The following is a 19,424-nucleotide window of genomic DNA, read 5'->3' as shown; positions in this document are numbered from 1 at the left end:
TACGGATCGGCCCTCCGGCATGGCTCAGGGTGTGGAGTGGGCGCTCACCCGCGTCCCTCCGCCGCTTCTGCCGCTCACAGAAGAGAGACCCAGATCCATGTCCTGGCTGTCGAGATTCAGCCTCGCGCAACGGGCCCTCGTCGGGCTCGTGTCGCTCGTCGCGCTCGCCTTCGGGCTGATCGCGATACCCCAGATCAAGCAGCAACTGCTGCCCACCATAGAACTGCCCATGGTCTCGGTGATCGCGCCGTACCAGGGCGCCTCGCCCGACGTGGTCGAGAAGCAGGTCGTCGAGCCCATCGAGGACAACCTCCAGGGCGTCGACGGCGTCACCGGTGTCACCTCCACCGCGAGCGAGGGCAACGCCGTGATCATGGCGTCCTTCGACTACGGCAACGACACCGAGCGGATCGTCGCCGACGTCCAGCAGGCCGTGAACCGGGCCCGCAACCGGCTCCCCGACGACGTCGACCCGCAGGTCGTCTCCGGGTCCACGGACGACATGCCGACCGTCGTCCTCGCCGTCACCTCGGACAAGGACCAGCAGGCCCTCGCCGACCAGCTCGACACCACCGTCGTACCGGCCCTGAAGGACATCGACGGCGTCGGCCGCGTCCAGGTCATGGGCGTCCGCGACCTCCAGGTCACCGTCACCCCCGACGACGCGAAGCTGGCGCGGGCGGGCCTCACCCCGGCGGCTCTCGGCCAGGCGCTCCAGGCGGGCGGCGCCACCGTCCCGGCCGGCTCCTTCGACGAGGACGGCGCCAACCGCACCGTCCAGGTCGGCGGCGGCTTCACCTCGCTGCGGCAGATCAAGGACCTGATGGTCACCGGCGGGGGCGCCGAGCGGCCCATGCGGCTGGGTTCGGTGGCCACCGTGAAGGAGCAGCCGGCCCCGGCCGACTCCCTCACCCGCACCGACGGCAGGCCCAGCCTCGCCGTCAACGTCACCATGGACCACGACGGCAGCGCGGTCACCATCTCGAACGCGGTCGAGGACAAGCTGCCCGGCCTGCGCGCGGACCTCGGCTCCGGCGCGAAGCTCACGGTCGTCAGCGACCAGGGCCCGGCCGTGTCCAAGTCGATCAAGGGCCTGACCACGGAGGGCGCGCTCGGCCTGCTCTTCGCGGTGCTGGTGATCCTGGTCTTCCTGGCGTCCGTCCGCTCGACCCTGGTCACGGCGGTGTCCATCCCGCTCTCCGTGGTCCTCGCCCTGCTCGTGCTGTGGACGCGCGGCCTGTCGCTCAACATGCTCACGCTGGGCGCGCTGACCATCGCCGTCGGCCGGGTGGTGGACGACTCGATCGTCGTCCTGGAGAACATCAAGCGGCACCTCGGCTACGGCGAGGAGCGCCGGGAGGCGATCCTCACCGCGGTGCGCGAGGTGGCCGGCGCGGTCACCTCCTCCACCCTCACCACGGTCGCCGTGTTCCTGCCGATCGGCCTGGTCGGCGGCATGGTGGGCGCCCTGTTCGGCTCGTTCAGCATCACGGTCACGGCGGCCCTGCTGGCCTCCCTCCTCGTGTCGCTGACGGTCGTGCCGGTGCTGTCGTACTGGTTCCTGCGCGCCCCGAAGGGCACCCCCGAGGACGCGGCGGAGGCCCGCCGCAAGGCCGAGGAGAAGGAGGCGAACAGCCGCCTCCAGCGCGCCTACGTCCCCGTCCTGCGGTTCGCGACCCGCCGCCGCCTCACCAGCGTGGTCATCGCGGTCGCCGTCCTGGTCGTCACCTTCGGCATGTCCGGCCTGCTGAAGACGAACTTCTTCGACCAGGGCGAGCAGGAGGTCCTCACCGTCAAGCAGGAGCTGAAGCCCGGCACCAGCCTGGCGGCCACCGACGCGCAGGCGAGGAAGGTGGAGAAGCTGCTGGCCTCCACCGAGGGCGTGAAGGACTACCAGGTCACCGTCGGCTCCTCCGGCTTCATGGCGGCCTTCGGCGGCGGCACGGACACCAACCAGGCGTCGTACCAGGTGATGCTGGAGGACTCCGCGTCCCACGACGACGTGCAGAAGCACATCGAGGACGGGCTGGAGAAGCTCGGCGGCGGCATCGGTACGACGACCGTGTCGGCCGGTGACGGCTTCGGCAACCAGGACCTGAGCGTGGTGGTGAAGGCGTCCGACCCGAAGGTGCTGCGGACGGCGGCGGAACAGGTCCGCTCCACGGTCGCCGGCCTCGACCACGTCACCGACGTCACCAGCGACCTCGCGCAGAGCGTGCCCCGGATCTCGGTCAAGGCGAACGCCAAGGCCGCGGCCGCCGGGTTCGACGACCAGAAGCTGGGCGCGGCGGTCGCCCAGGCCGTGCGCGGGACGACGGCGGCCAAGGCGGTCCTCGACGACACCGAGCGGGACGTCGTCGTACGGTCGGCGAAGCCCGCGACCACCCTGGCCCAGCTGAAGAAGCTGCGCCTCGGCCCGCTGAAGCTGGGCGACATCGCCACGGTGAAGCTGGTGGACGGCCCGGTGTCCATGACCCGTATCGACGGGCAGCGCGCCGCGACGGTCACCGCCAGGCCGACCGGCGACAACACCGGTGCCATCAGCAGCAGGCTCCAGTCGAAGATCAAGGCCCTGGACCTCCCGGCGGGCGCCACGGCCGAGATCGGCGGTGTCTCCTCCGACCAGGACGACGCCTTCAAGAACCTGGGCCTGGCCATGCTGGCGGCCATCGCGATCGTCTTCATGCTGCTGGTGGCGACCTTCCGCTCGCTGGCCCAGCCGCTGATCCTGCTGGTCTCCGTGCCCTTCGCGGCGACGGGCGCGATCGGTCTGCTGGTCGCCACCGGCACCCCGATGGGCGTGCCCGCGATGATCGGCATGCTGATGCTGATCGGCATCGTGGTGACCAACGCGATCGTGCTGATCGACCTGATCAACCAGTACCGCGCACAGGGCCACGGGGTGGTGGAGGCCGTGATCGAGGGCGGCCGGCACCGTCTGCGCCCGATCCTGATGACGGCCCTGGCCACCATCTTCGCCCTGCTGCCGATGGCCCTGGGCATCACCGGCGAGGGCGGCTTCATCGCCCAGCCGCTGGCGGTGGTCGTCATCGGCGGCCTGATCACCTCCACGCTGCTCACCCTGCTCCTCGTCCCGACGCTCTACGCGATGCTGGAGCTCCGCAAGGAGCGCCGGGCGAAGAAGCGGGCGGCCAGGCGGGCCGCCCCCGGGGAGCCGGCCACCGAGCGGACACCGGCGAGCGTGTGACACCCGGCCCGCACCCGCGGGCCCTGCACACACGACCGGAGCCCCCGCGGGCGGTGACACCGCCCGCGGGGGCTCCGTGATGCGAGGGCGCCGCCCGAAGAGGCGGCACTCGTAGGCCGGTTACGGCAGGGCGAGCATCCGTTCCAGGGCCAGCTTGGCGAACGCCTCCGTCTCCTTGTCGACCTCGATCCGGTTGACCAGGTTGCCCTCGGCCAGGGACTCCAGGGCCCAGACCAGGTGGGGCAGGTCGATCCGGTTCATGGTCGAGCAGAAGCAGACCGTCTTGTCGAGGAAGACGATCTCCTTGCCCTCGGGCGCGAAACGGTTCGCCAGGCGGCGGACCAGGTTGAGCTCGGTGCCGATGGCCCACTTGGAGCCGGCCGGGGCCGCCTCCAGCGCCTTGATGATGTACTCGGTCGAGCCGACGTAGTCGGCCGCGGCCACCACCTCGTGCTTGCACTCGGGGTGGACGAGGACGTTCACGCCCGGGATGCGCTCCCGGACGTCGTTGACCGAGTCGAGGCTGAAGCGGCCGTGCACCGAGCAGTGGCCGCGCCACAGGATCATCTTCGCGGCGCGCAGCTCCTCCGCGGTCAGCCCGCCGTTCGGCTTGTGCGGGTTGTAGACCACGCAGTCGTCCAGGGACATGCCCATGTCGCGGACGGCGGTGTTGCGGCCCAGGTGCTGGTCCGGCAGGAACAGCACCTTCTCGCCCTGCTCGAAGGCCCAGTCCAGGGCGCGCTTGGCGTTGGACGAGGTGCAGATGGTGCCGCCGTGCTTGCCGGTGAACGCCTTGATGTCGGCCGAGGAGTTCATGTACGACACGGGGACCACCTGCTCGGCTATCCCGGCCTCGGTCAGCACGTCCCAGCACTCCGCGACCTGCTCGGCCGTCGCCATGTCGGCCATGGAGCAGCCGGCGGCGAGGTCGGGCAGGACGACCTTCTGGTCGTCGGAGGTCAGGATGTCCGCCGACTCGGCCATGAAGTGCACACCGCAGAAGACGATGTACTCGGCCTCCGGGCGGGCGGCCGCGTCCCGGGCCAGCTTGAAGGAGTCGCCCGTGACGTCGGCGAACTGGATGACCTCGTCGCGCTGGTAGTGGTGGCCGAGCACGAAGACCTTGTCGCCCAGCTTCTCCTTGGCCGCGCGGGCGCGCTCGACCAGGTCCGGGTCGGACGGCGACGGCAGGTCGCCGGGGCACTCGACGCCCCGCTCGCTCTTCGGGTCGGCCTCACGGCCGAGCAGCAGCAGGGCGAGCGGAGTCGGCTGTACGTCGAGTTCCGGGGTCTGGGCGGTGGTCACGTCACGCACCCTTTCTACTTTTCGTCTAACTGACGCTATCTATCATAACCGGTTCACGTCACTTTGACGATGGCCATAGCGTCTATGTGACGTGAATCCCGCCGGGCTCCCTCTCCGGGTCCTGTCCGGCTTCCCGGGCATGTGCGAGCATGAGGAAGAAGAAAAAAGCGACAACGTGACTGCCCGGCCCGGAATGAATCCGCGGAAGCGCCGGTTGCACTCGTCGGCAAGCAGTCTCCGTACAACCCGGGAGAGATGTAGATGTCCGTATCGGACGAGACCACCACCGTCACCGACGGCATCATCCTGACCGACGCCGCCGCGGCCAAGGTCAAGGCCCTGCTCGACCAGGAAGGCCGCGACGACCTCGCGCTGCGCGTCGCCGTCCAGCCCGGCGGCTGCTCCGGCCTGCGCTACCAGCTCTTCTTCGACGAGCGCTCGCTCGACGGTGACGTCGAGAAGGACTTCGGCGGGGTGAAGGTCGTCACGGACCGCATGAGCGCTCCGTACCTGGGCGGCGCCACCATCGACTTCGTCGACACGATCGAGAAGCAGGGCTTCACGATCGACAACCCGAACGCGACCGGTTCCTGCGCCTGCGGCGATTCCTTCAGCTAAAGCCGGCGGCAGAGCCCGACGGCACGAGACGAGGCGGCGGTCCCCTGGGGGGCCGCCGCCTCGTCGTCGCGCGCTCCGGCCGCTCCGGCCGCGCCGCATGCCCTGCTCCGGCCGGCGCGCCCGCGCGTGTCGGCAACGCTCGTGGTCAATACGCCTTGCGCGGCTGCGAGGAGGAGTCGGGCCGCAGGGAGCCCGGCTTCGCCTTCGGGATCGCGTGGCCGTCGGTGCCGACCACCGTCCGCCCGTCCAGCGGCGCGTCCAGCCGCACGGTCTTCACGTACTCCCTGGCGATCAGTACGCACACCTTGCCCGGCCACGGCTTCTCGGTGACCGTCACCGTGACCCGGCCGCCGCTCTCCCGCGCCGACGTCCTGTAGTCGGCGCACACCCCGCCGTAGAAGGCGAGGTTCAGCGTCCGGCCGTCCGCCGTGTACGCGTGCACCTTCACGCTCCGGCTCTTCCCGGGCGCCCCCGGCGTCTGCGGCGCCGACGAAGGAGACGACGGAGACGAGGGAGACGCCGGGGACGCGGGGGACGAGAGTGAGGGAGGAGACGAGGGGGACGGTGATGTGAGGTACCGGGGGTCGACCGCCGGGTACGTCACCGTGAACGTCTCCGGTGCCGTGGAGCCCCGCACCCGGAACAGCCACGACGGCACCAGCGTCTGCCGCCCGCCGACGGAGTGCGCGGCCAGCCCGAACACGGCCTTCTCGACCGCGACGGTGTCCGCCGCCGGCTTCGGCGCCCCCGTGGACGCGCCGCACGGCTGCTCCAGCCGGTCCTTCAGCGGCACCGGGCGGGCGCAGCCGCCGATCCCCTTCCGGTGGCCGCCCTTCGCCGTCCCGTTCAGCAGCTCCAGCGTCTTCCCCGCGCCCAGCACCGGATACGTGTCGCCCTTCACCGGGGCGCTCAGCAGCCCGTGCCCGCCGACCAGTTCCCCCGTGCGGTCGACGGTCAGACCGGTCGTCCAGCCGTAGGTGGGCAGCCCGCCGACCACCGGGTCGGCGTCGACCACCCGCCGGGCGCCCATGACCCGGCTCGCGTCGGTCTCCGCGCCGTCCAGCCCGGCCGCCTCCAGCACCGGCGCCGCCGCCTTCTCGGCCACCGCCACGCTCACCGGGTCGCCGGCCGGGGCGGCCGGGTCCTGCGCGCAGACGGTCACCTTCCGGCAGTTGTCGGTGCCCGGCGCGTACCGGTGGAAGGTCCAGCCGCCCGGCGCGTCCCGGCTCACCCGCAGACTCGGTCCGGAGCCGTCCTGCCCGCCGACCCGCCAGGTCCGGCCCTCGGCCACCGGGGCGCCGTCCATCCCGAGCGCCTTCGCCAGCCGGGCCACCCGGTCCCGGCCGACCTCGGCCCCCGGCTCGTACACCGGCGCCGAACCGGGCCCGTCCGGCAGCTCGCCGCGCGCGACGTACCGGGTGCCGTACGGATTCGGCTCGCCGGGCGCTATGCCGCCGGTGCCCTCGTTCGCCCAGCCGTCCAGGGCGAGCGGCGCGGGAGCGTCCCCGCCGGACGCGGCCGGACCGCCGGTGCCCCGGCCGGGGCCGCCGCCCGCGGCGAGGTAGGCCCCGCCACCGCCGACCAGCAGCACGGCCGCGGCGGCGACGGACACGACGGCGGCGGACGAGCGCCGCCGTCCCTCCCGGCCGCCCGCGTCCGGGGCCGCCCGTTCTTCGGACGCCTCCGGAACCTCGGCGTTCCCGGCGTTCCCGGACTCCTCAGGCCGCTCGGTGTTCACCGCATCCCTCCTCGCTGGCTCGTCGCCGCATCCCCTGCGCGGGGTACGGCGATGGGACGCGGGAGGGGAGCGTGCGGTTCCCGGCGCACACCCGGGGGAGCGCGCGCCGCGGGTCGCCCCCGCGGATCAGTCGCCGTAGTCCGACATCGCGTCCAGCAGCCGGGCGGACCGGGCCGGCACGCGCACCCCGTGGATGCGGGACGGCGGCACCGGCCGCGGCTCGGCGTGCTCCGGGACCGCCCAGCGCGGAGCCATCCGGGCGCAGTCGCCGCGCAGCGCGGCGAGATCGCCGTCGAGGTCGGCCGGAGCGGGGGAGAAGCCCTCGAAGTTGGTCATGACGGCACCGTAGACACGGCAGGCGCCGCGAAGAAAGCTCTACTATCGGGTAGTTTCTCCAACTACAGCGGTGGCCTGCGACCGGGTAGCGTGAACTGTCAATCCCGCCTCCCGCAGGAGAATTCGCGTCGTGCGCATCGCAGTCACCGGCTCCATCGCCACCGACCACCTCATGACCTTCCCCGGCCGCTTCGCCGATCAGTTCGTGGCGGACCAGCTGCACACGGTTTCCCTCTCCTTCCTGGTCGACAACCTCGACGTACGCCGTGGAGGTGTGGGCGCCAACATCGCCTTCGGCATGGGACAGCTCGGCACCCGGCCGATCCTCGTCGGCGCCGCCGGCTTCGACTTCGACGAGTACCGGGCCTGGCTCGACCGCCACGGCGTGGACACCGACTCGGTCCGCATCTCCGAGACCCTGCACACCGCCCGGTTCGTCTGCACCACCGACGCCGACCACAACCAGATCGGCTCCTTCTACACCGGTGCCATGAGCGAGGCGCGCCTGATCGAGCTGAAGACCGTCGCCGACCGCGTGGGCGGCCTCGACCTGGTCCTCATCGGGGCCGACGACCCCGAGGCGATGCTCCGCCACACCGAGGAGTGCCGCACCCGGGACATCCCGTTCGCCGCCGACTTCTCCCAGCAGATCGCCCGCATGGAGGGCGAGGAGATCCGCGTCCTGCTCGACGGCGCGACGTACCTGTTCTCCAACGAGTACGAGAAGGGCCTGATCGAGTCCAAGACCGGCTGGACCGACGCGGAGATCCTGGCCAGGGTCGGCCACCGCGTGACCACGCTCGGCTCGCGCGGCGTGCGCATCGAGCGGGCCGGCGAGGACCCGATCGAGGTCGGCTGCCCGGAGGAGGACCGCAAGGCCGACCCCACGGGCGTCGGCGACGCCTTCCGCGCGGGCTTCCTGTCCGGCCTGGTCTGGGGCGTCTCCCTGGAGCGCGCGGCGCAGATCGGCTGCATGCTGGCGACCCTCGTCATCGAGACGGTGGGGACGCAGGAGTACCAGCTGCGGCGCGCGCACTTCATGGAGCGGTTCACCAAGGCGTACGGGGACGAGGCGGCCGAGGAGGTCCGCGCACACCTCGGCTGACCCGGCCCCGCGCCCCGTTCCGGGGCGCGGCCCGCAAAACGGCGCTCAGCTCACCCGGCGCACCACGTACGCCGTCCCCCGTTCCGCCGGCTCCTCTCCGACGTACTCCTGCCCGCGCATCCCGCACCACGCGGGGATGTCCAGCCGGGCCGCCTCGTCGTCGGAGAGGACCCGGACGGTGCCGCCCACCGGCACCTGCCCGAACACCTTCGCCAGCTCGATGACGGGGATCGGGCAGCGCTTGCCGAGGGAGTCGACGACCAGCTCACCCGGGCCCGCCTGCGCGGCCGGTGCCGCCGCCGGCGCGCCCAGCTTCTCCCGCACCCCCGTGACGGCGCCCGGCAGCACCTCCAGGAACCGCTCCACGTCCTCCTCGGCCGCGCCCGCCGGCAGGGACACCCGTACGTTCCCCTCGCTCAGCACCCCCATCGCCTTCAGCACGTGGCTGGGCGTCAGCGTGCTGCTCGTGCAGGAGGAGCCGGAGGAGACCGAGAAGCCCGCCCGGTCCAGCTCGTGCAGCAGCGCCTCGCCGTCGACGTACAGGCAGGAGAAGGTGACGATGCCGGGCAGCCGGCGCTCGGCGTCACCGACCACCTCCACGTCCGCCACCAGCCCCGGCACCCGGGTGCGGATCCGTCCCGTCAGCTCCCGCAGCCGTTCCGCCTCCCGGGCCGCCTCGGCCCGTACGGCGCGCAGCGAGGCCACGGCCGCCACGATCGCCGGGATGTTCTCGAAGCCGGGCGCCCGGCCCGACTCCCGCTCGTCCACCGGCCCCCGGGCGGCGAACCGCACCCCCTTGCGCACGACGAGCAGCCCGACCCCGGACGGCCCGCCCCACTTGTGCGCGCTGGCCGCGAGCAGCGACCAGCCGCCCGGGACCGGCCCCCACCCCAGCGACTGCGCCGCGTCCACCAGCAGCGGCACACCGGCCGCCCGGCAGACCTCGGCGACCTCGGCCACCGGCTGCACGGTGCCCACCTCGTGGTTGGCCGACTGGAGACAGGCCAGCGCGGTGCCGGGCCGCAGCGCGGCCTCGTACCCGGCCGCGGTGACGGCCCCGGTCCGGTCCACGGCCACCCGGGTCACCTCGCCGCCGTCCCTTTCGAACACCTCCGCCGAATGGAGTACGGAGGAGTGTTCGACGGACGACACGATCAGGTGGCGTCCGACCCGCCGCCGCCCGGCCAACGCCCCCGCGATCCCCGTGTGTACGGCCTGGGTGCCGGAGGAGGTGAAGACCACCTCGTCCGGCCGGCACCCGACGGCCTCGGCGGCCGCCTCCCGGGCGGCGTCCAGCAGGATGCGGGCCTTCCGGCCCTCCCGGTAGAGCCGGGCGGGATCGGCCCACCCCTCGTCCAGGGAGGCCAACAGGGCCTGGCGGGCGACCGGGTGGAGCGGGGCGGCGGAGGCGGCGTCGAAGTAGGACACAGGTCCACGTTAAAGCGCAGGTGGGAGTAGTGGGGCGCGGAGAGCGGAGGGGGCTCCCGGCAGCCGTCCGCGGCCGCCCGCCAAACCCCCACAACCCGAGCTATTGGGTACCCGTCTCCACCCCAACAGGGTGACAGGCGACGCGTATGCCCCCCTCCCCGCGAACCCCCGGAGAGCGTCGGCTAGGGTTTGGTCCGCATAAACATCCAAACCCCTGCCCGACGCAGGGCGGCGACCGACCAGCGAGAAGGCCGCAGCCGACCGCGCGGGCGAGACTCTCGGGAAGGCGCTACGTGAGTCCCAACGGCTCCGACCGCTCGCCGCGGCGCCCGATGCGGCGGAAGCTGCTGCAGGCACTGACCGCGGGCCTGGTCCTGGCGACCGCAACCGGTTGCACATACAAGGACTTCCCCCGCCTTGGCATGCCCACCCCGACCACGGAAGAGGCTCCGCGGATCCTCTCCCTGTGGCAGGGCTCCTGGGCTGCCGCGCTCGCCGTCGGCGTGCTGGTGTGGGGCCTGATCCTGTGGAGTGCTTTCTTCCACCGGCGCAGCCGCACCAAGGTCGAGGTTCCTCCGCAGACCCGGTACAACATGCCGATCGAGGCCCTGTACACGGTGGTCCCGATCATCATCATCTCGGTGCTCTTCTACTTCACGGCCCGGGACGAGTCGAAGCTCCTGGACACCTCGAAGAAGCCCGACGTCACGGTCAACGTGGTCGGCTTCCAGTGGAGCTGGGGCTTCAACTACATCGAGAACGTCCCCGGTTCCAAGGGCGACGCCAGGACCGACAAGAACCTGGACGCCATCCCGGACCGGTTCAGGGACCAGTTCCCGGCGAACGCCGGCGGTGTCTACGACGTCGGTACCCCCGGCACGCGGAACCCGCAGACGGACAACCCCGGTCCGACGCTCTGGCTGCCCAAGGGCAAGACGGTCCGCTTCGTCCTCACCTCGCGTGACGTCATCCACTCCTTCTGGGTGGTGCCGTTCCTGATGAAGCAGGACGTCATCCCGGGCCGGACCAACGCCTTCCAGGTGACCCCCAACAAGGAGGGCACCTTCCTCGGCAAGTGCGCCGAGCTGTGCGGCGTGGACCACTCCCGGATGCTGTTCAACGTGAAGGTCGTTTCCCCCGAGCGCTATGAGCAGCACCTGAAGGAGCTCGCGGAGAAGGGGCAGACCGGTTACATTCCGGCCGGCATCGCGCAGACGAGCCACGAGAAGAACCAGAGGACGAACATCCTGTGAGCATCCTCAACGAACCCCAGGGTGCCGCGGCAGCTGAGGACTCGTACGAGAACGAGCTGCCGGTCCGGCGCAAGCAGCCCGGCAATGTCGTGGTCAAGTGGCTGACGACCACCGACCACAAGACGATCGGCACGCTTTATCTGGCGACGTCGTTCGCGTTCTTCCTGATCGGCGGCGTGATGGCGCTGCTCATGCGCGCCGAGCTGGCCCGTCCGGGCCTGCAGGTCATGTCGAACGAGCAGTTCAACCAGGCGTTCACGATGCACGGCACCGTGATGCTGCTGATGTTCGCGACCCCGCTGTTCGCCGGTTTCGCGAACTGGATCATGCCGCTCCAGATCGGTGCGCCGGACGTGGCGTTCCCGCGGCTGAACATGTTCGCCTACTGGCTCTACCTGTTCGGCTCGCTCATCGCGGTCGGTGGCTTCCTCACCCCGGACGGCGCGGCGGACTTCGGCTGGTTCGCCTACTCCCCGCTGTCGGACGCGGTCCGCTCGCCGGGCATCGGCGCCGACATGTGGATCATGGGTCTGGCCTTCTCCGGCTTCGGTACGATCCTCGGCTCGGTCAACTTCATCACCACGATCATCTGCATGCGTGCCCCGGGCATGACCATGTTCCGCATGCCGATCTTCGTGTGGAACGTGCTGCTGACCGGTGTCCTGGTCCTGCTGGCCTTCCCGGTGCTGGCCGCCGCGCTGTTCGCCCTGGAGGCGGACCGCAAGTTCGGCGCCCACATCTTCGACGCGGCCAACGGCGGCGCCCTGCTGTGGCAGCACCTCTTCTGGTTCTTCGGCCATCCAGAGGTGTACATCATCGCCCTGCCGTTCTTCGGCATCATCTCCGAGGTCATCCCGGTCTTCAGCCGTAAGCCGATGTTCGGCTACATGGGCCTGATCGCCGCGACCGTCGCGATCGCCGGCCTGTCCGTGACCGTGTGGGCCCACCACATGTACGTCACCGGCGGGGTGCTGCTGCCGTTCTTCTCCTTCATGACCTTCCTGATCGCGGTACCGACCGGTGTGAAGTTCTTCAACTGGATCGGCACCATGTGGAAGGGCTCGCTGTCCTTCGAGACGCCGATGCTCTGGGCGACCGGCTTCCTGATCACCTTCACGTTCGGTGGTCTGACCGGTGTCATCCTGGCCTCGCCGCCCATGGACTTCCACGTCTCCGACTCGTACTTCGTGGTGGCGCACTTCCACTACGTGGTCTTCGGTACGGTCGTCTTCGCCATGTTCTCCGGCTTCCACTTCTGGTGGCCGAAGTGGACCGGCAAGATGCTGGACGAGCGTCTCGGCAAGATCACCTTCTGGACGCTGTTCATCGGCTTCCACGGCACCTTCCTGGTGCAGCACTGGCTGGGTGCCGAGGGCATGCCGCGCCGGTACGCCGACTACCTGGCGGCCGACGGCTTCACCGCCCTGAACACGGTGTCGACCATCAGCTCCTTCCTGCTCGGCCTGTCGGTCCTGCCGTTCATGTACAACGTCTGGAAGACCGCCAAGTACGGCAAGCCGGTCGGCGTGGACGACCCGTGGGGCTACGGCCGCTCGCTGGAGTGGGCGACGTCCTGCCCGCCGCCGCGGCACAACTTCCTCACCCTGCCGCGGATCCGCAGCGAATCCCCGGCGTTCGACCTGCACCACCCTGAGATCGCCGCGCTCGAGCAGCTCGAGCACGCCGGTCACGGCACCGCCGTCGCGGGCAGCAAGGAGGCCGGCAAGTGAAGATCCAGGGTCGGATGTTCATCTGGCTGAGCGTCTTCATCCTGATCATGGCCATCGTGTATGGCGTGTGGTCGAAGGAGCCGGCCGGTACCACCGCGCTCTTCCTGGCCTTCGGCCTGGCCGTCATGATCGGCTTCTACCTGGGCTTCACCGCCCGGCGGGTCGACGCGGGCGCCCAGGACGACAAGGAGGCCGACGTCGCGGACGACGCGGGCGAGCTGGGCTTCTTCAGCCCGCACAGCTGGCAGCCGCTCGCCCTCGGCGCCGGCGGCGCGATCGCCTTCCTCGGTGTCGCGGTCGGCTGGTGGCTGCTCTACTTCGCCGCTCCGATCATCCTGATCGGCATCTTCGGCTGGGTGTTCGAGTACTACCACGGTGAAAACCGCACGCAGTAAGACGCAGCACGCGCCGGGAGCCCGGGCCCTCCGTCAGGAGGGGCCGGGCTCCCGCCGTTTCCCCGGGGCCCCGGCGTGTCCTTCCGTTGCCGCAGTGTCGTTCCCTCGTAAGGATTACCTGCCGTGCCGGTACGGTCACCGTCTCATAGCGTGATCATATGAACCACACTCCGCGGACCCGCACCGTCGTCAGCTGCACCCTGCTGGTGACCGCCCTCGGCGCGGGCGTCACCGCTTGCGGTTCGGACGGCAACCCCCTGTCGGCCAGGCCGTACGACGCAGCGGGCCTGATCTCCTTCAACGGCCCCTCCGAGGCGCACAAGCGGGCCGACCCGGACAAGCCCCTGGAGGTCACCGCCAAGAGCGGTGAGGGCCGCATCACGGACGTCGTCGCCCAGGACTCCACGGGGCGCTACGTGGCGGGCGAACTGGCCGCCGACGGCAGCCGCTGGCACAGCACCTCCCCGCTGGCCGCCAACGCCCACTACACGGTCACGGTGAGCACCGAGGACGAGGACGGCGCACCCGGCCGGAAGGTCCTGGCGTTCGACACCAGGGGTCCCTCCAGCAAGAAGCGGCTGGGCGTCACCTTCGGGCCGGAGAAGGGCACCTACGGCGTCGGGCAGCCCATCACGGCCCAGCTCGACCACGAGATCAAGGACAAGGCGCAGCGCGCCGTCGTGGAACGCGCCCTGCGGGTCAGGTCCACGCCGGCCGTGCCGGGCGCCTGGCACTGGGTGGGCGACAAGGAACTCCACTACCGGCCCAAGGAGTACTGGCCCGTGCACGCCACCATCCAGGTGCACAGCAACCTGGACGGCGTGAAGATCGGCGACCGGCTGTGGGGCGGTCCGTCCAAGCCGCTGACGCTCACCACGGGCGACCGGATCGAGGCCGTCACGGACGCCTCGTCGCACCAGATGACGGTCTACCGCAACGGCGAGGCGATCAACGAGATCCCGGTCACCACCGGCAAGCCCGGCTTCGAGACCCGCAACGGTGTCAAGGTCGTACTGGCCAAGCAGTACTTCGTACGGATGCGCGGCACCACGGTGGGCATCGCCGAGGGCAGCGCCGACTCCTACGACCTGCCGGTCTACTACGCCACCCGGGTCACCTGGTCCGGCGAGTACGTCCACGCCGCCCCCTGGTCCGTGGGCTCCCAGGGGTACGCCAACGTCAGCCACGGCTGCACCGGTATGAGCACGTCCAACGCGGAGTGGTTCTTCGACACCGTCAAGGAGGGCGACATCGTGAAGGTCGTCAACTCCAACGGCAACGACATGGAGCCCTTCGGCAACGGCTTCGGCGACTGGAACGTCGACTGGCAGAAGTGGCGCGAGGGCAGCGCCCTCTTCAACGGCAAACCGGAGGGTCCGGCACCGGGAGACGCGCTGAGGATCCAGCCAGCGGCCCTGTGAACGTCCTCAGGGGGTGCGGGGCACCGCGCGGGAGGAGACCACCGGTCCGCCCCCGCGCACCCGTCCCGCGCCCCGGGCCGCTAGGCGCCCACCAGCCGCCTGCGGCGCAGCAGGGAAGCCAGCGAGGAGGCGAACTCCACCGGATCCACCGGCAGGGTCACCGCGGCGTCGGCGCGGCTCCAGGTGGCCAGCCACGCGTCCTGCGGCCGCCCCATCAGCAGCAGCACCGGCGGGCAGTCGAACACCTCGTCCTTGATCTGCCGGCACACCCCCATGCCGCCCATCGGCACGGCCTCGCCGTCCAGCACGCAGAGGTCGACGCCGCCCTTGCCCAGCTCCCGCAGCACCGCCTCGGGAGTCGCGCACTCCACGAACTCCACCAGGGGGACGTCCGGAGCCGGCCGGCGCCCGGCGGCCAGCCGTACTTGCTCGCGGGTGGTGGAGTCGTCGCTGTAGACCAGCACCGTGGCGGTCGGCTGCATTGTTCCTCCGAGACGTCAGCGTCGTACGGACAGGACGGGCAGGCCCGTTCCGGCGGATGTTACTCCCGTCGTCGTCCCCGTGAACACCACGTCAACACCGGTCCGGCGGGCGGCAACACTCCGAACGGCACCCCCCGGAGTGAGCGCGAGATAAGCGACCGACATAATGTCGGTCGTGGCGACAGCAACGACAGTAGAAACCGGGCACGCGCACCCGTCGGTCAACCGGCCGAACCTCACCAGCGTCGGAACCATCATCTGGCTGAGTTCCGAGCTGATGTTCTTCGCGGCCCTCTTCGCGATGTACTTCACCCTCCGGTCGGTGACCGGACCGGCTCACTGGAAGGAGCAGGCGCACGCGCTCAACGTGCCCTTCTCCGCGACGAACACCACGATCCTGGTGCTCTCCTCCCTCACCTGCCAGCTCGGCGTGTTCGCGGCCGAGCGCGGCGACGTGAAGAAGCTCCGTGGCTGGTTCATCCTCACCTTCATCATGGGTGCGATCTTCATCGGCGGTCAGATCTACGAGTACACGGAGCTGGTGAAGAAGGACGGCATCTCGCTGTCCTCCGACCCGTACGGCTCGGTGTTCTACCTGACCACCGGCTTCCACGGCCTGCACGTGACGGGCGGCCTCATCGCCTTCCTGCTGGTCCTCGGCCGTACGTACATGGCCAAGAGGTTCACTCACGAGCAGGCGACCGCCGCCATCGTCGTGTCCTACTACTGGCACTTCGTCGATGTCGTCTGGATCGGCCTTTTCGCCACGATCTACTTGATCAAGTAGCCGGGACCGCTCCCGCACATCCAGAAGCACCGACGCAGAAGATCCTGACACCGGGGTAATCCGTGAAAAAGCTCTCCGCACGACGACGCCATCCGCTGGCGGCGGTCGTCGTCCTACTCCTCGCGCTGGCGGCCACTGGGGGGCTGTACGCCGCGTTCGCACCCGCGGGCAAGGCGCAGGCCGATGAAACCTCCCAGTCCCTGACCATCAAGGAGGGCAAGAAGCTCTACGAGGTCGGCTGCGCCAGCTGCCACGGCACCGGTGGCCAGGGCTCCTCCGACGGCCCCAGCCTCGTCGGCGTGGGCGCCGCGGCCGTCGACTTCCAGGTCGGCACCGGCCGTATGCCCGCCGCCACCTCGCAGGGCGCCCAGGTCCCGCGCAAGAAGAACATCTACACGCAGGCCCAGATCGACCAGCTCGCCGCGTACATCGCCTCCCTGGGCGCCGGCCCGAGCGTGCCGACCGAGGAGCAGTACGGACCGGGCGGCGCGGACATCGCCAAGGGTGGCGAACTGTTCCGCACCAACTGCGCGCAGTGCCACAACTTCACCGGCAAGGGCGGCGCCCTGACCAAGGGCAAGTACGCGCCGAGCCTGGAGGGTGTCGCTCCCAAGCACATCTACGAGGCCATGCAGACGGGCCCGCAGAACATGCCGTCCTTCCCCGACACCACGATGTCGGAGAAGAACAAGAAGGACATCATCGCGTACCTGAACGCGGTCAACGGCGACAAGACGGAGAACCCCGGCGGTCTGGAGCTGGGCGGCCTCGGGCCGGTCAGTGAGGGTCTGTTCGCCTGGATCTTCGGCCTCGGCGCGCTGATCGCGGTCGCCGTCTGGGTCGCCGCTCGGACCGCAAAGGCCAAGAAGTCATGAGTAGCCAAGACATTCCAGAAGAGAACCTGCCCGCTGAGCAGGACCACGCACACGGCGCGGTGGGCGTCGCGGACGAGGAGAACCCGTTCGCGGACCCGGGGCTGCCGCCGCACGAGCACCGGATCCAGGACATCGACGAGCGGGCCGCCAAGCGGTCCGAGCGCGCGGTCGCCCTGCTGTTCACGGTCTCGATGCTGGCCACCATCGGCTTCATCGTCGCGTACCTGGCCATCCCGACCGACAAGTCGATCTTCGTCTTCCCGATCGGGCACACCAGCGCGATGAACCTCGCGCTGGGCCTGACCCTGGGCGTGGCCCTGTTCTGCATCGGCGCGGGCGCGGTCCACTGGGCCCGCACCCTGATGTCCGACGTCGAGGTCGCCGACGACCGGCACCCGATCGAGGCCTCCCCCGAGGTGCGGGCCAAGGTCCACGAGGACTTCCGCCTGGGCGCCAAGGAGTCGGCCATCGGCCGCCGCAAGCTGGTCCGCAACACGATGTTCGGCGCGCTGGCCCTGGTGCCGCTCTCCGGCGTCATGCTGCTCGGCGGTCTCGGCCCCGCCCCCGGGACCAAGCTCCGCCACACCATGTGGGCCAAGGGCAAGCGCCTGGTCAACATGAACACCAACCAGCCGCTGCGCCCCGAGGACGTCGCCGTCGGCTCCCTCACGTTCGCCAAGCCGGACGGCCTGGAGGAGCACGACGAGGAGTTCCAGAACGAGATCGCCAAGGCGGCCCTGATGATCGTCCGGATCCAGCCGGGCAACATCAAGGACAAGCGCGAGCTCGAGTGGTCGCACGAGGGCATCGTCGCGTACTCGAAGATCTGCACCCACGTCGGCTGCCCGATCTCCCTGTACGAGCAGCAGACGCACCACGTGCTGTGCCCGTGCCACCAGTCCACCTTCGACCTCTCCGACGGTGCCCGAGTGATCTTCGGCCCCGCCGGCCACGCCCTGCCCCAGCTGCGCATCGGTGTGGACAGTGAGGGTTACCTCCAGGCGCTCGGCGACTTCGAGGAGCCCGTCGGTCCTGCATTCTGGGAGCGCGGATGAGCACTACACCCAACGAAGCACCCCGCTCTCGCGGGAAGGCACCGGCCGGCGAGCGCGTCGCCGACTGGGCCGACGGCCGGCTCGGGATCTACTCCCTGGCCAAGGCCAACATGCGCAAGATCTTCCCCGACCACTGGTCGTTCATGCTGGGTGAGGTCTGCCTCTACAGCTTCATCATCATCATCCTGACGGGTGTCTACCTGACGCTGTTCTTCCACCCGTCGATGAACGAGGTGGAGTACCACGGCTCCTACGTCCCGCTCCAGGGACAGCTGATGTCCGAGGCGTTCAGCTCGACCCTGCACATCTCCTTCGACGTGCGCGGTGGTCTGCTCATCCGGCAGATCCACCACTGGGCCGCCCTGATCTTCCTCGCCGGCATGTTCGTGCACATGATGCGCGTGTTCTTCACCGGCGCGTTCCGCAAGCCGCGTGAGATCAACTGGCTGTTCGGCTTCCTGCTGTTCGTCCTCGGCATGTTCACCGGTTTCACCGGTTACTCGCTCCCGGACGACCTGCTCTCCGGCACCGGTGTCCGCTTCACCCAGGGCGCGATCCTGTCCGTGCCGATCGTCGGCACGTACATCTCGATGTTCCTCTTCGGCGGCGAGTTCCCCGGCCACGACTTCGTCGCCCGGTTCTACTCGATCCACATCCTGCTGCTGCCGGGCATCATGCTCGGCCTGGTCGTGGGCCACCTGATCCTGGTCTTCTACCACAAGCACACGCAGTTCGCGGGTCCCGGCAAGACCGAGAAGAACGTCGTCGGCATGCCGCTGCTGCCGGTCTACATGGCCAAGGCCGGAGGCTTCTTCTTCCTGGTCTTCGGTGTCATCGCGGCCATCGCGGCGGTCGCCCAGATCAACCCGATCTGGGCCATGGGCCCCTACCGTCCGGACCAGGTGTCCACCGGCGCCCAGCCCGACTGGTACATGGGCTTCGCCGAGGGTCTCGTCCGCTACATGCCGGGCTGGGAGATCAACTTCTGGGGTCACACGCTCGTCCTGGGCGTGTTCATCCCGCTGGTGCTCTTCGGTCTGGTCCTGGTGGCGATCGCGGTCTACCCGTTCATCGAGTCCTGGGTCACCGGCGACAAGAGCGAGCACCACATCCTGGACCGCCCGCGCAACGCCCCGACCCGCACCGCCTTCGGTGTGGCCTGGGTGACGGTCTACATGATCGGCCTGGTCGGTGGTGGCAACGACCTCATCGCCACCCACTTCCACCTGTCGATCAACGCCGTGACCTGGTTCGTCCGGATCTTCTTCTTCGCCGGACCGGTGATCGCGTTCATCGTCACCAAGCGGATCTGCCTGGGTCTCCAGCGCCGCGACCGGGACAAGGTGCTGCACGGCCGGGAGACCGGCATCATCAAGCGGCTCCCGCACGGTGAGTTCATCGAGGTGCACGAGCCGCTCAGCCAGGAGCAGCTGCACACCCTCACGGCCCACCACCAGTACGAGCCGGCCCAGATCGGCCCGAAGGTCGACGAGAACGGTGTCGAGCGCAAGGTGACGGCTTCGGAGAAGCTGCGCGCCAAGCTCTCCAACGCCTACTACGGCGAGGACAACCAGATCCCGAAGCCGACCGTCGAGGAGTACAAGGAGATCACGAGCGGCCACGGCCACCACTGATCCCCGCGTCGCCACGCCACGCAGAAGGGCCCCGTCCGCGAGCCGGACGGGGCC

At 69.9% G+C, this 19,424-nt stretch carries 16 protein-coding genes; 11 read left to right on the top strand and 5 right to left on the bottom strand.

What is annotated here, in order from left to right:
- Window positions 1-97: 97 nt before the first annotated feature.
- Window positions 98-3,208: an efflux RND transporter permease subunit gene (locus ABZ576_RS01150; RefSeq protein ID WP_360734315.1), complete on the top strand. Its 3,111-nt coding sequence runs from the start codon at window positions 98-100 to the stop codon at window positions 3,206-3,208.
- Window positions 3,209-3,328: 120 nt separating this feature from the next.
- Here the strand turns inward: ABZ576_RS01150 and nadA are convergent, their stop codons facing one another.
- The gene (gene nadA / locus ABZ576_RS01145) at window positions 3,329-4,513 is read right to left on the bottom strand and encodes a quinolinate synthase NadA (protein ID WP_358648253.1); all 1,185 of its coding nucleotides are present in this window, start codon (window positions 4,511-4,513) and stop codon (window positions 3,329-3,331) included.
- 261 nt (window positions 4,514-4,774) lie between these two features.
- Here nadA and ABZ576_RS01140 point away from each other — a divergent pair, with 261 nt between their 5' ends.
- Window positions 4,775-5,131 (top strand): iron-sulfur cluster assembly accessory protein, encoded by a 357-nt coding sequence (locus ABZ576_RS01140; RefSeq protein WP_028422454.1) that lies wholly within the window; start codon window positions 4,775-4,777, stop codon window positions 5,129-5,131.
- A gap of 145 nt (window positions 5,132-5,276) precedes the next feature.
- Here the strand turns inward: ABZ576_RS01140 and ABZ576_RS01135 are convergent, their stop codons facing one another.
- Window positions 5,277-6,869: a hypothetical protein gene (locus ABZ576_RS01135; protein WP_360734313.1), complete on the bottom strand. Its 1,593-nt coding sequence runs from the start codon at window positions 6,867-6,869 to the stop codon at window positions 5,277-5,279.
- A 126-nt stretch (window positions 6,870-6,995) separates the two neighbouring features.
- Window positions 6,996-7,205, bottom strand: a complete 210-nt coding sequence (locus ABZ576_RS01130) for a hypothetical protein (RefSeq protein WP_360734310.1) — start codon at window positions 7,203-7,205, stop codon at window positions 6,996-6,998.
- A gap of 130 nt (window positions 7,206-7,335) precedes the next feature.
- On the opposite strand from ABZ576_RS01130, the gene ABZ576_RS01125 reads away from it, so the two are divergent.
- Window positions 7,336-8,310: a carbohydrate kinase family protein gene (locus tag ABZ576_RS01125; protein ID WP_360734307.1), complete on the top strand. Its 975-nt coding sequence runs from the start codon at window positions 7,336-7,338 to the stop codon at window positions 8,308-8,310.
- A gap of 45 nt (window positions 8,311-8,355) precedes the next feature.
- Here ABZ576_RS01125 and ABZ576_RS01120 read toward each other — a convergent pair whose 3' ends face one another.
- Window positions 8,356-9,738: an aminotransferase class V-fold PLP-dependent enzyme gene (locus ABZ576_RS01120; protein ID WP_360734304.1), complete on the bottom strand. Its 1,383-nt coding sequence runs from the start codon at window positions 9,736-9,738 to the stop codon at window positions 8,356-8,358.
- A gap of 293 nt (window positions 9,739-10,031) precedes the next feature.
- On the opposite strand from ABZ576_RS01120, the gene coxB reads away from it, so the two are divergent.
- From coxB to ABZ576_RS01100, 4 genes are all read left to right on the top strand, one after another.
- Window positions 10,032-10,991, top strand: coding sequence for a cytochrome c oxidase subunit II (gene coxB, locus ABZ576_RS01115; protein ID WP_360734301.1), 960 nt, complete (start codon window positions 10,032-10,034; stop codon window positions 10,989-10,991).
- Entirely contained in the window at window positions 10,988-12,721 is a 1,734-nt protein-coding gene (ctaD, locus tag ABZ576_RS01110) for a cytochrome c oxidase subunit I (RefSeq protein ID WP_360734300.1), read from the top strand. The genes coxB and ctaD overlap by 4 nt, the downstream gene beginning before the upstream one ends.
- Window positions 12,718-13,116 carry a cytochrome c oxidase subunit 4 gene (locus ABZ576_RS01105; RefSeq protein WP_360734298.1) on the top strand — a complete coding sequence of 133 codons (399 nt, stop codon included), beginning with the start codon at window positions 12,718-12,720 and terminating at the stop codon, window positions 13,114-13,116. Before ctaD ends, ABZ576_RS01105 begins: the two co-directional genes overlap by 4 nt.
- Before the next feature lie 158 nt (window positions 13,117-13,274).
- Window positions 13,275-14,537, top strand: coding sequence for an Ig-like domain-containing protein (locus tag ABZ576_RS01100; protein ID WP_360734296.1), 1,263 nt, complete (start codon window positions 13,275-13,277; stop codon window positions 14,535-14,537).
- A gap of 80 nt (window positions 14,538-14,617) precedes the next feature.
- Here the strand turns inward: ABZ576_RS01100 and ABZ576_RS01095 are convergent, their stop codons facing one another.
- The gene (locus tag ABZ576_RS01095) at window positions 14,618-15,019 is read right to left on the bottom strand and encodes a hypothetical protein (protein WP_360734293.1); all 402 of its coding nucleotides are present in this window, start codon (window positions 15,017-15,019) and stop codon (window positions 14,618-14,620) included.
- A gap of 166 nt (window positions 15,020-15,185) precedes the next feature.
- Here ABZ576_RS01095 and ABZ576_RS01090 point away from each other — a divergent pair, with 166 nt between their 5' ends.
- The 4 genes from ABZ576_RS01090 (at window position 15,186) to ABZ576_RS01075 (ending at window position 19,370) form a co-directional block, all read left to right on the top strand.
- Window positions 15,186-15,806: a heme-copper oxidase subunit III gene (locus ABZ576_RS01090; RefSeq protein WP_360734291.1), complete on the top strand. Its 621-nt coding sequence runs from the start codon at window positions 15,186-15,188 to the stop codon at window positions 15,804-15,806.
- 62 nt (window positions 15,807-15,868) lie between these two features.
- Window positions 15,869-16,681 (top strand): c-type cytochrome, encoded by an 813-nt coding sequence (locus ABZ576_RS01085; RefSeq protein ID WP_360734289.1) that lies wholly within the window; start codon window positions 15,869-15,871, stop codon window positions 16,679-16,681.
- Window positions 16,678-17,736, top strand: coding sequence for a Rieske 2Fe-2S domain-containing protein (locus ABZ576_RS01080; RefSeq protein ID WP_360734287.1), 1,059 nt, complete (start codon window positions 16,678-16,680; stop codon window positions 17,734-17,736). The genes ABZ576_RS01085 and ABZ576_RS01080 overlap by 4 nt, the downstream gene beginning before the upstream one ends.
- Complete coding sequence (locus ABZ576_RS01075; protein ID WP_360734285.1) at window positions 17,733-19,370, top strand: cytochrome bc complex cytochrome b subunit; 1,638 nt, start codon at window positions 17,733-17,735, stop codon at window positions 19,368-19,370. Before ABZ576_RS01080 ends, ABZ576_RS01075 begins: the two co-directional genes overlap by 4 nt.
- Window positions 19,371-19,424: the final 54 nt, after the last annotated feature.

This window comes from Streptomyces sp. NPDC013455, from assembly GCF_040632975.1.
GTDB lineage: Bacteria > Actinomycetota > Actinomycetes > Streptomycetales > Streptomycetaceae > Streptomyces.
Note: the sequence above shows the minus strand (reverse complement) of the source record. Positions and strands in the feature narration are given on the sequence as shown.

Excerpts from the sequence above, each read along its gene's own strand:
- ABZ576_RS01140 (WP_028422454.1), top strand. The coding sequence starts at position 4,775 with ATGTCCGTATCGGACGAGACCACCACCGTCACCGACGGCATCATCCTG.
- ABZ576_RS01130 (WP_360734310.1), bottom strand. The coding sequence starts at position 7,205 with ATGACCAACTTCGAGGGCTTCTCCCCCGCTCCGGCCGACCTCGACGGC.
- ABZ576_RS01150 (WP_360734315.1), top strand. The coding sequence starts at position 98 with ATGTCCTGGCTGTCGAGATTCAGCCTCGCGCAACGGGCCCTCGTCGGG.
- ABZ576_RS01090 (WP_360734291.1), top strand. The coding sequence starts at position 15,186 with ATGTCGGTCGTGGCGACAGCAACGACAGTAGAAACCGGGCACGCGCAC.
- ABZ576_RS01100 (WP_360734296.1), top strand. The coding sequence starts at position 13,275 with ATGAACCACACTCCGCGGACCCGCACCGTCGTCAGCTGCACCCTGCTG.
- ABZ576_RS01095 (WP_360734293.1), bottom strand. The coding sequence starts at position 15,019 with ATGCAGCCGACCGCCACGGTGCTGGTCTACAGCGACGACTCCACCACC.
- ABZ576_RS01075 (WP_360734285.1), top strand. The coding sequence starts at position 17,733 with ATGAGCACTACACCCAACGAAGCACCCCGCTCTCGCGGGAAGGCACCG.
- ABZ576_RS01080 (WP_360734287.1), top strand. The coding sequence starts at position 16,678 with ATGAGTAGCCAAGACATTCCAGAAGAGAACCTGCCCGCTGAGCAGGAC.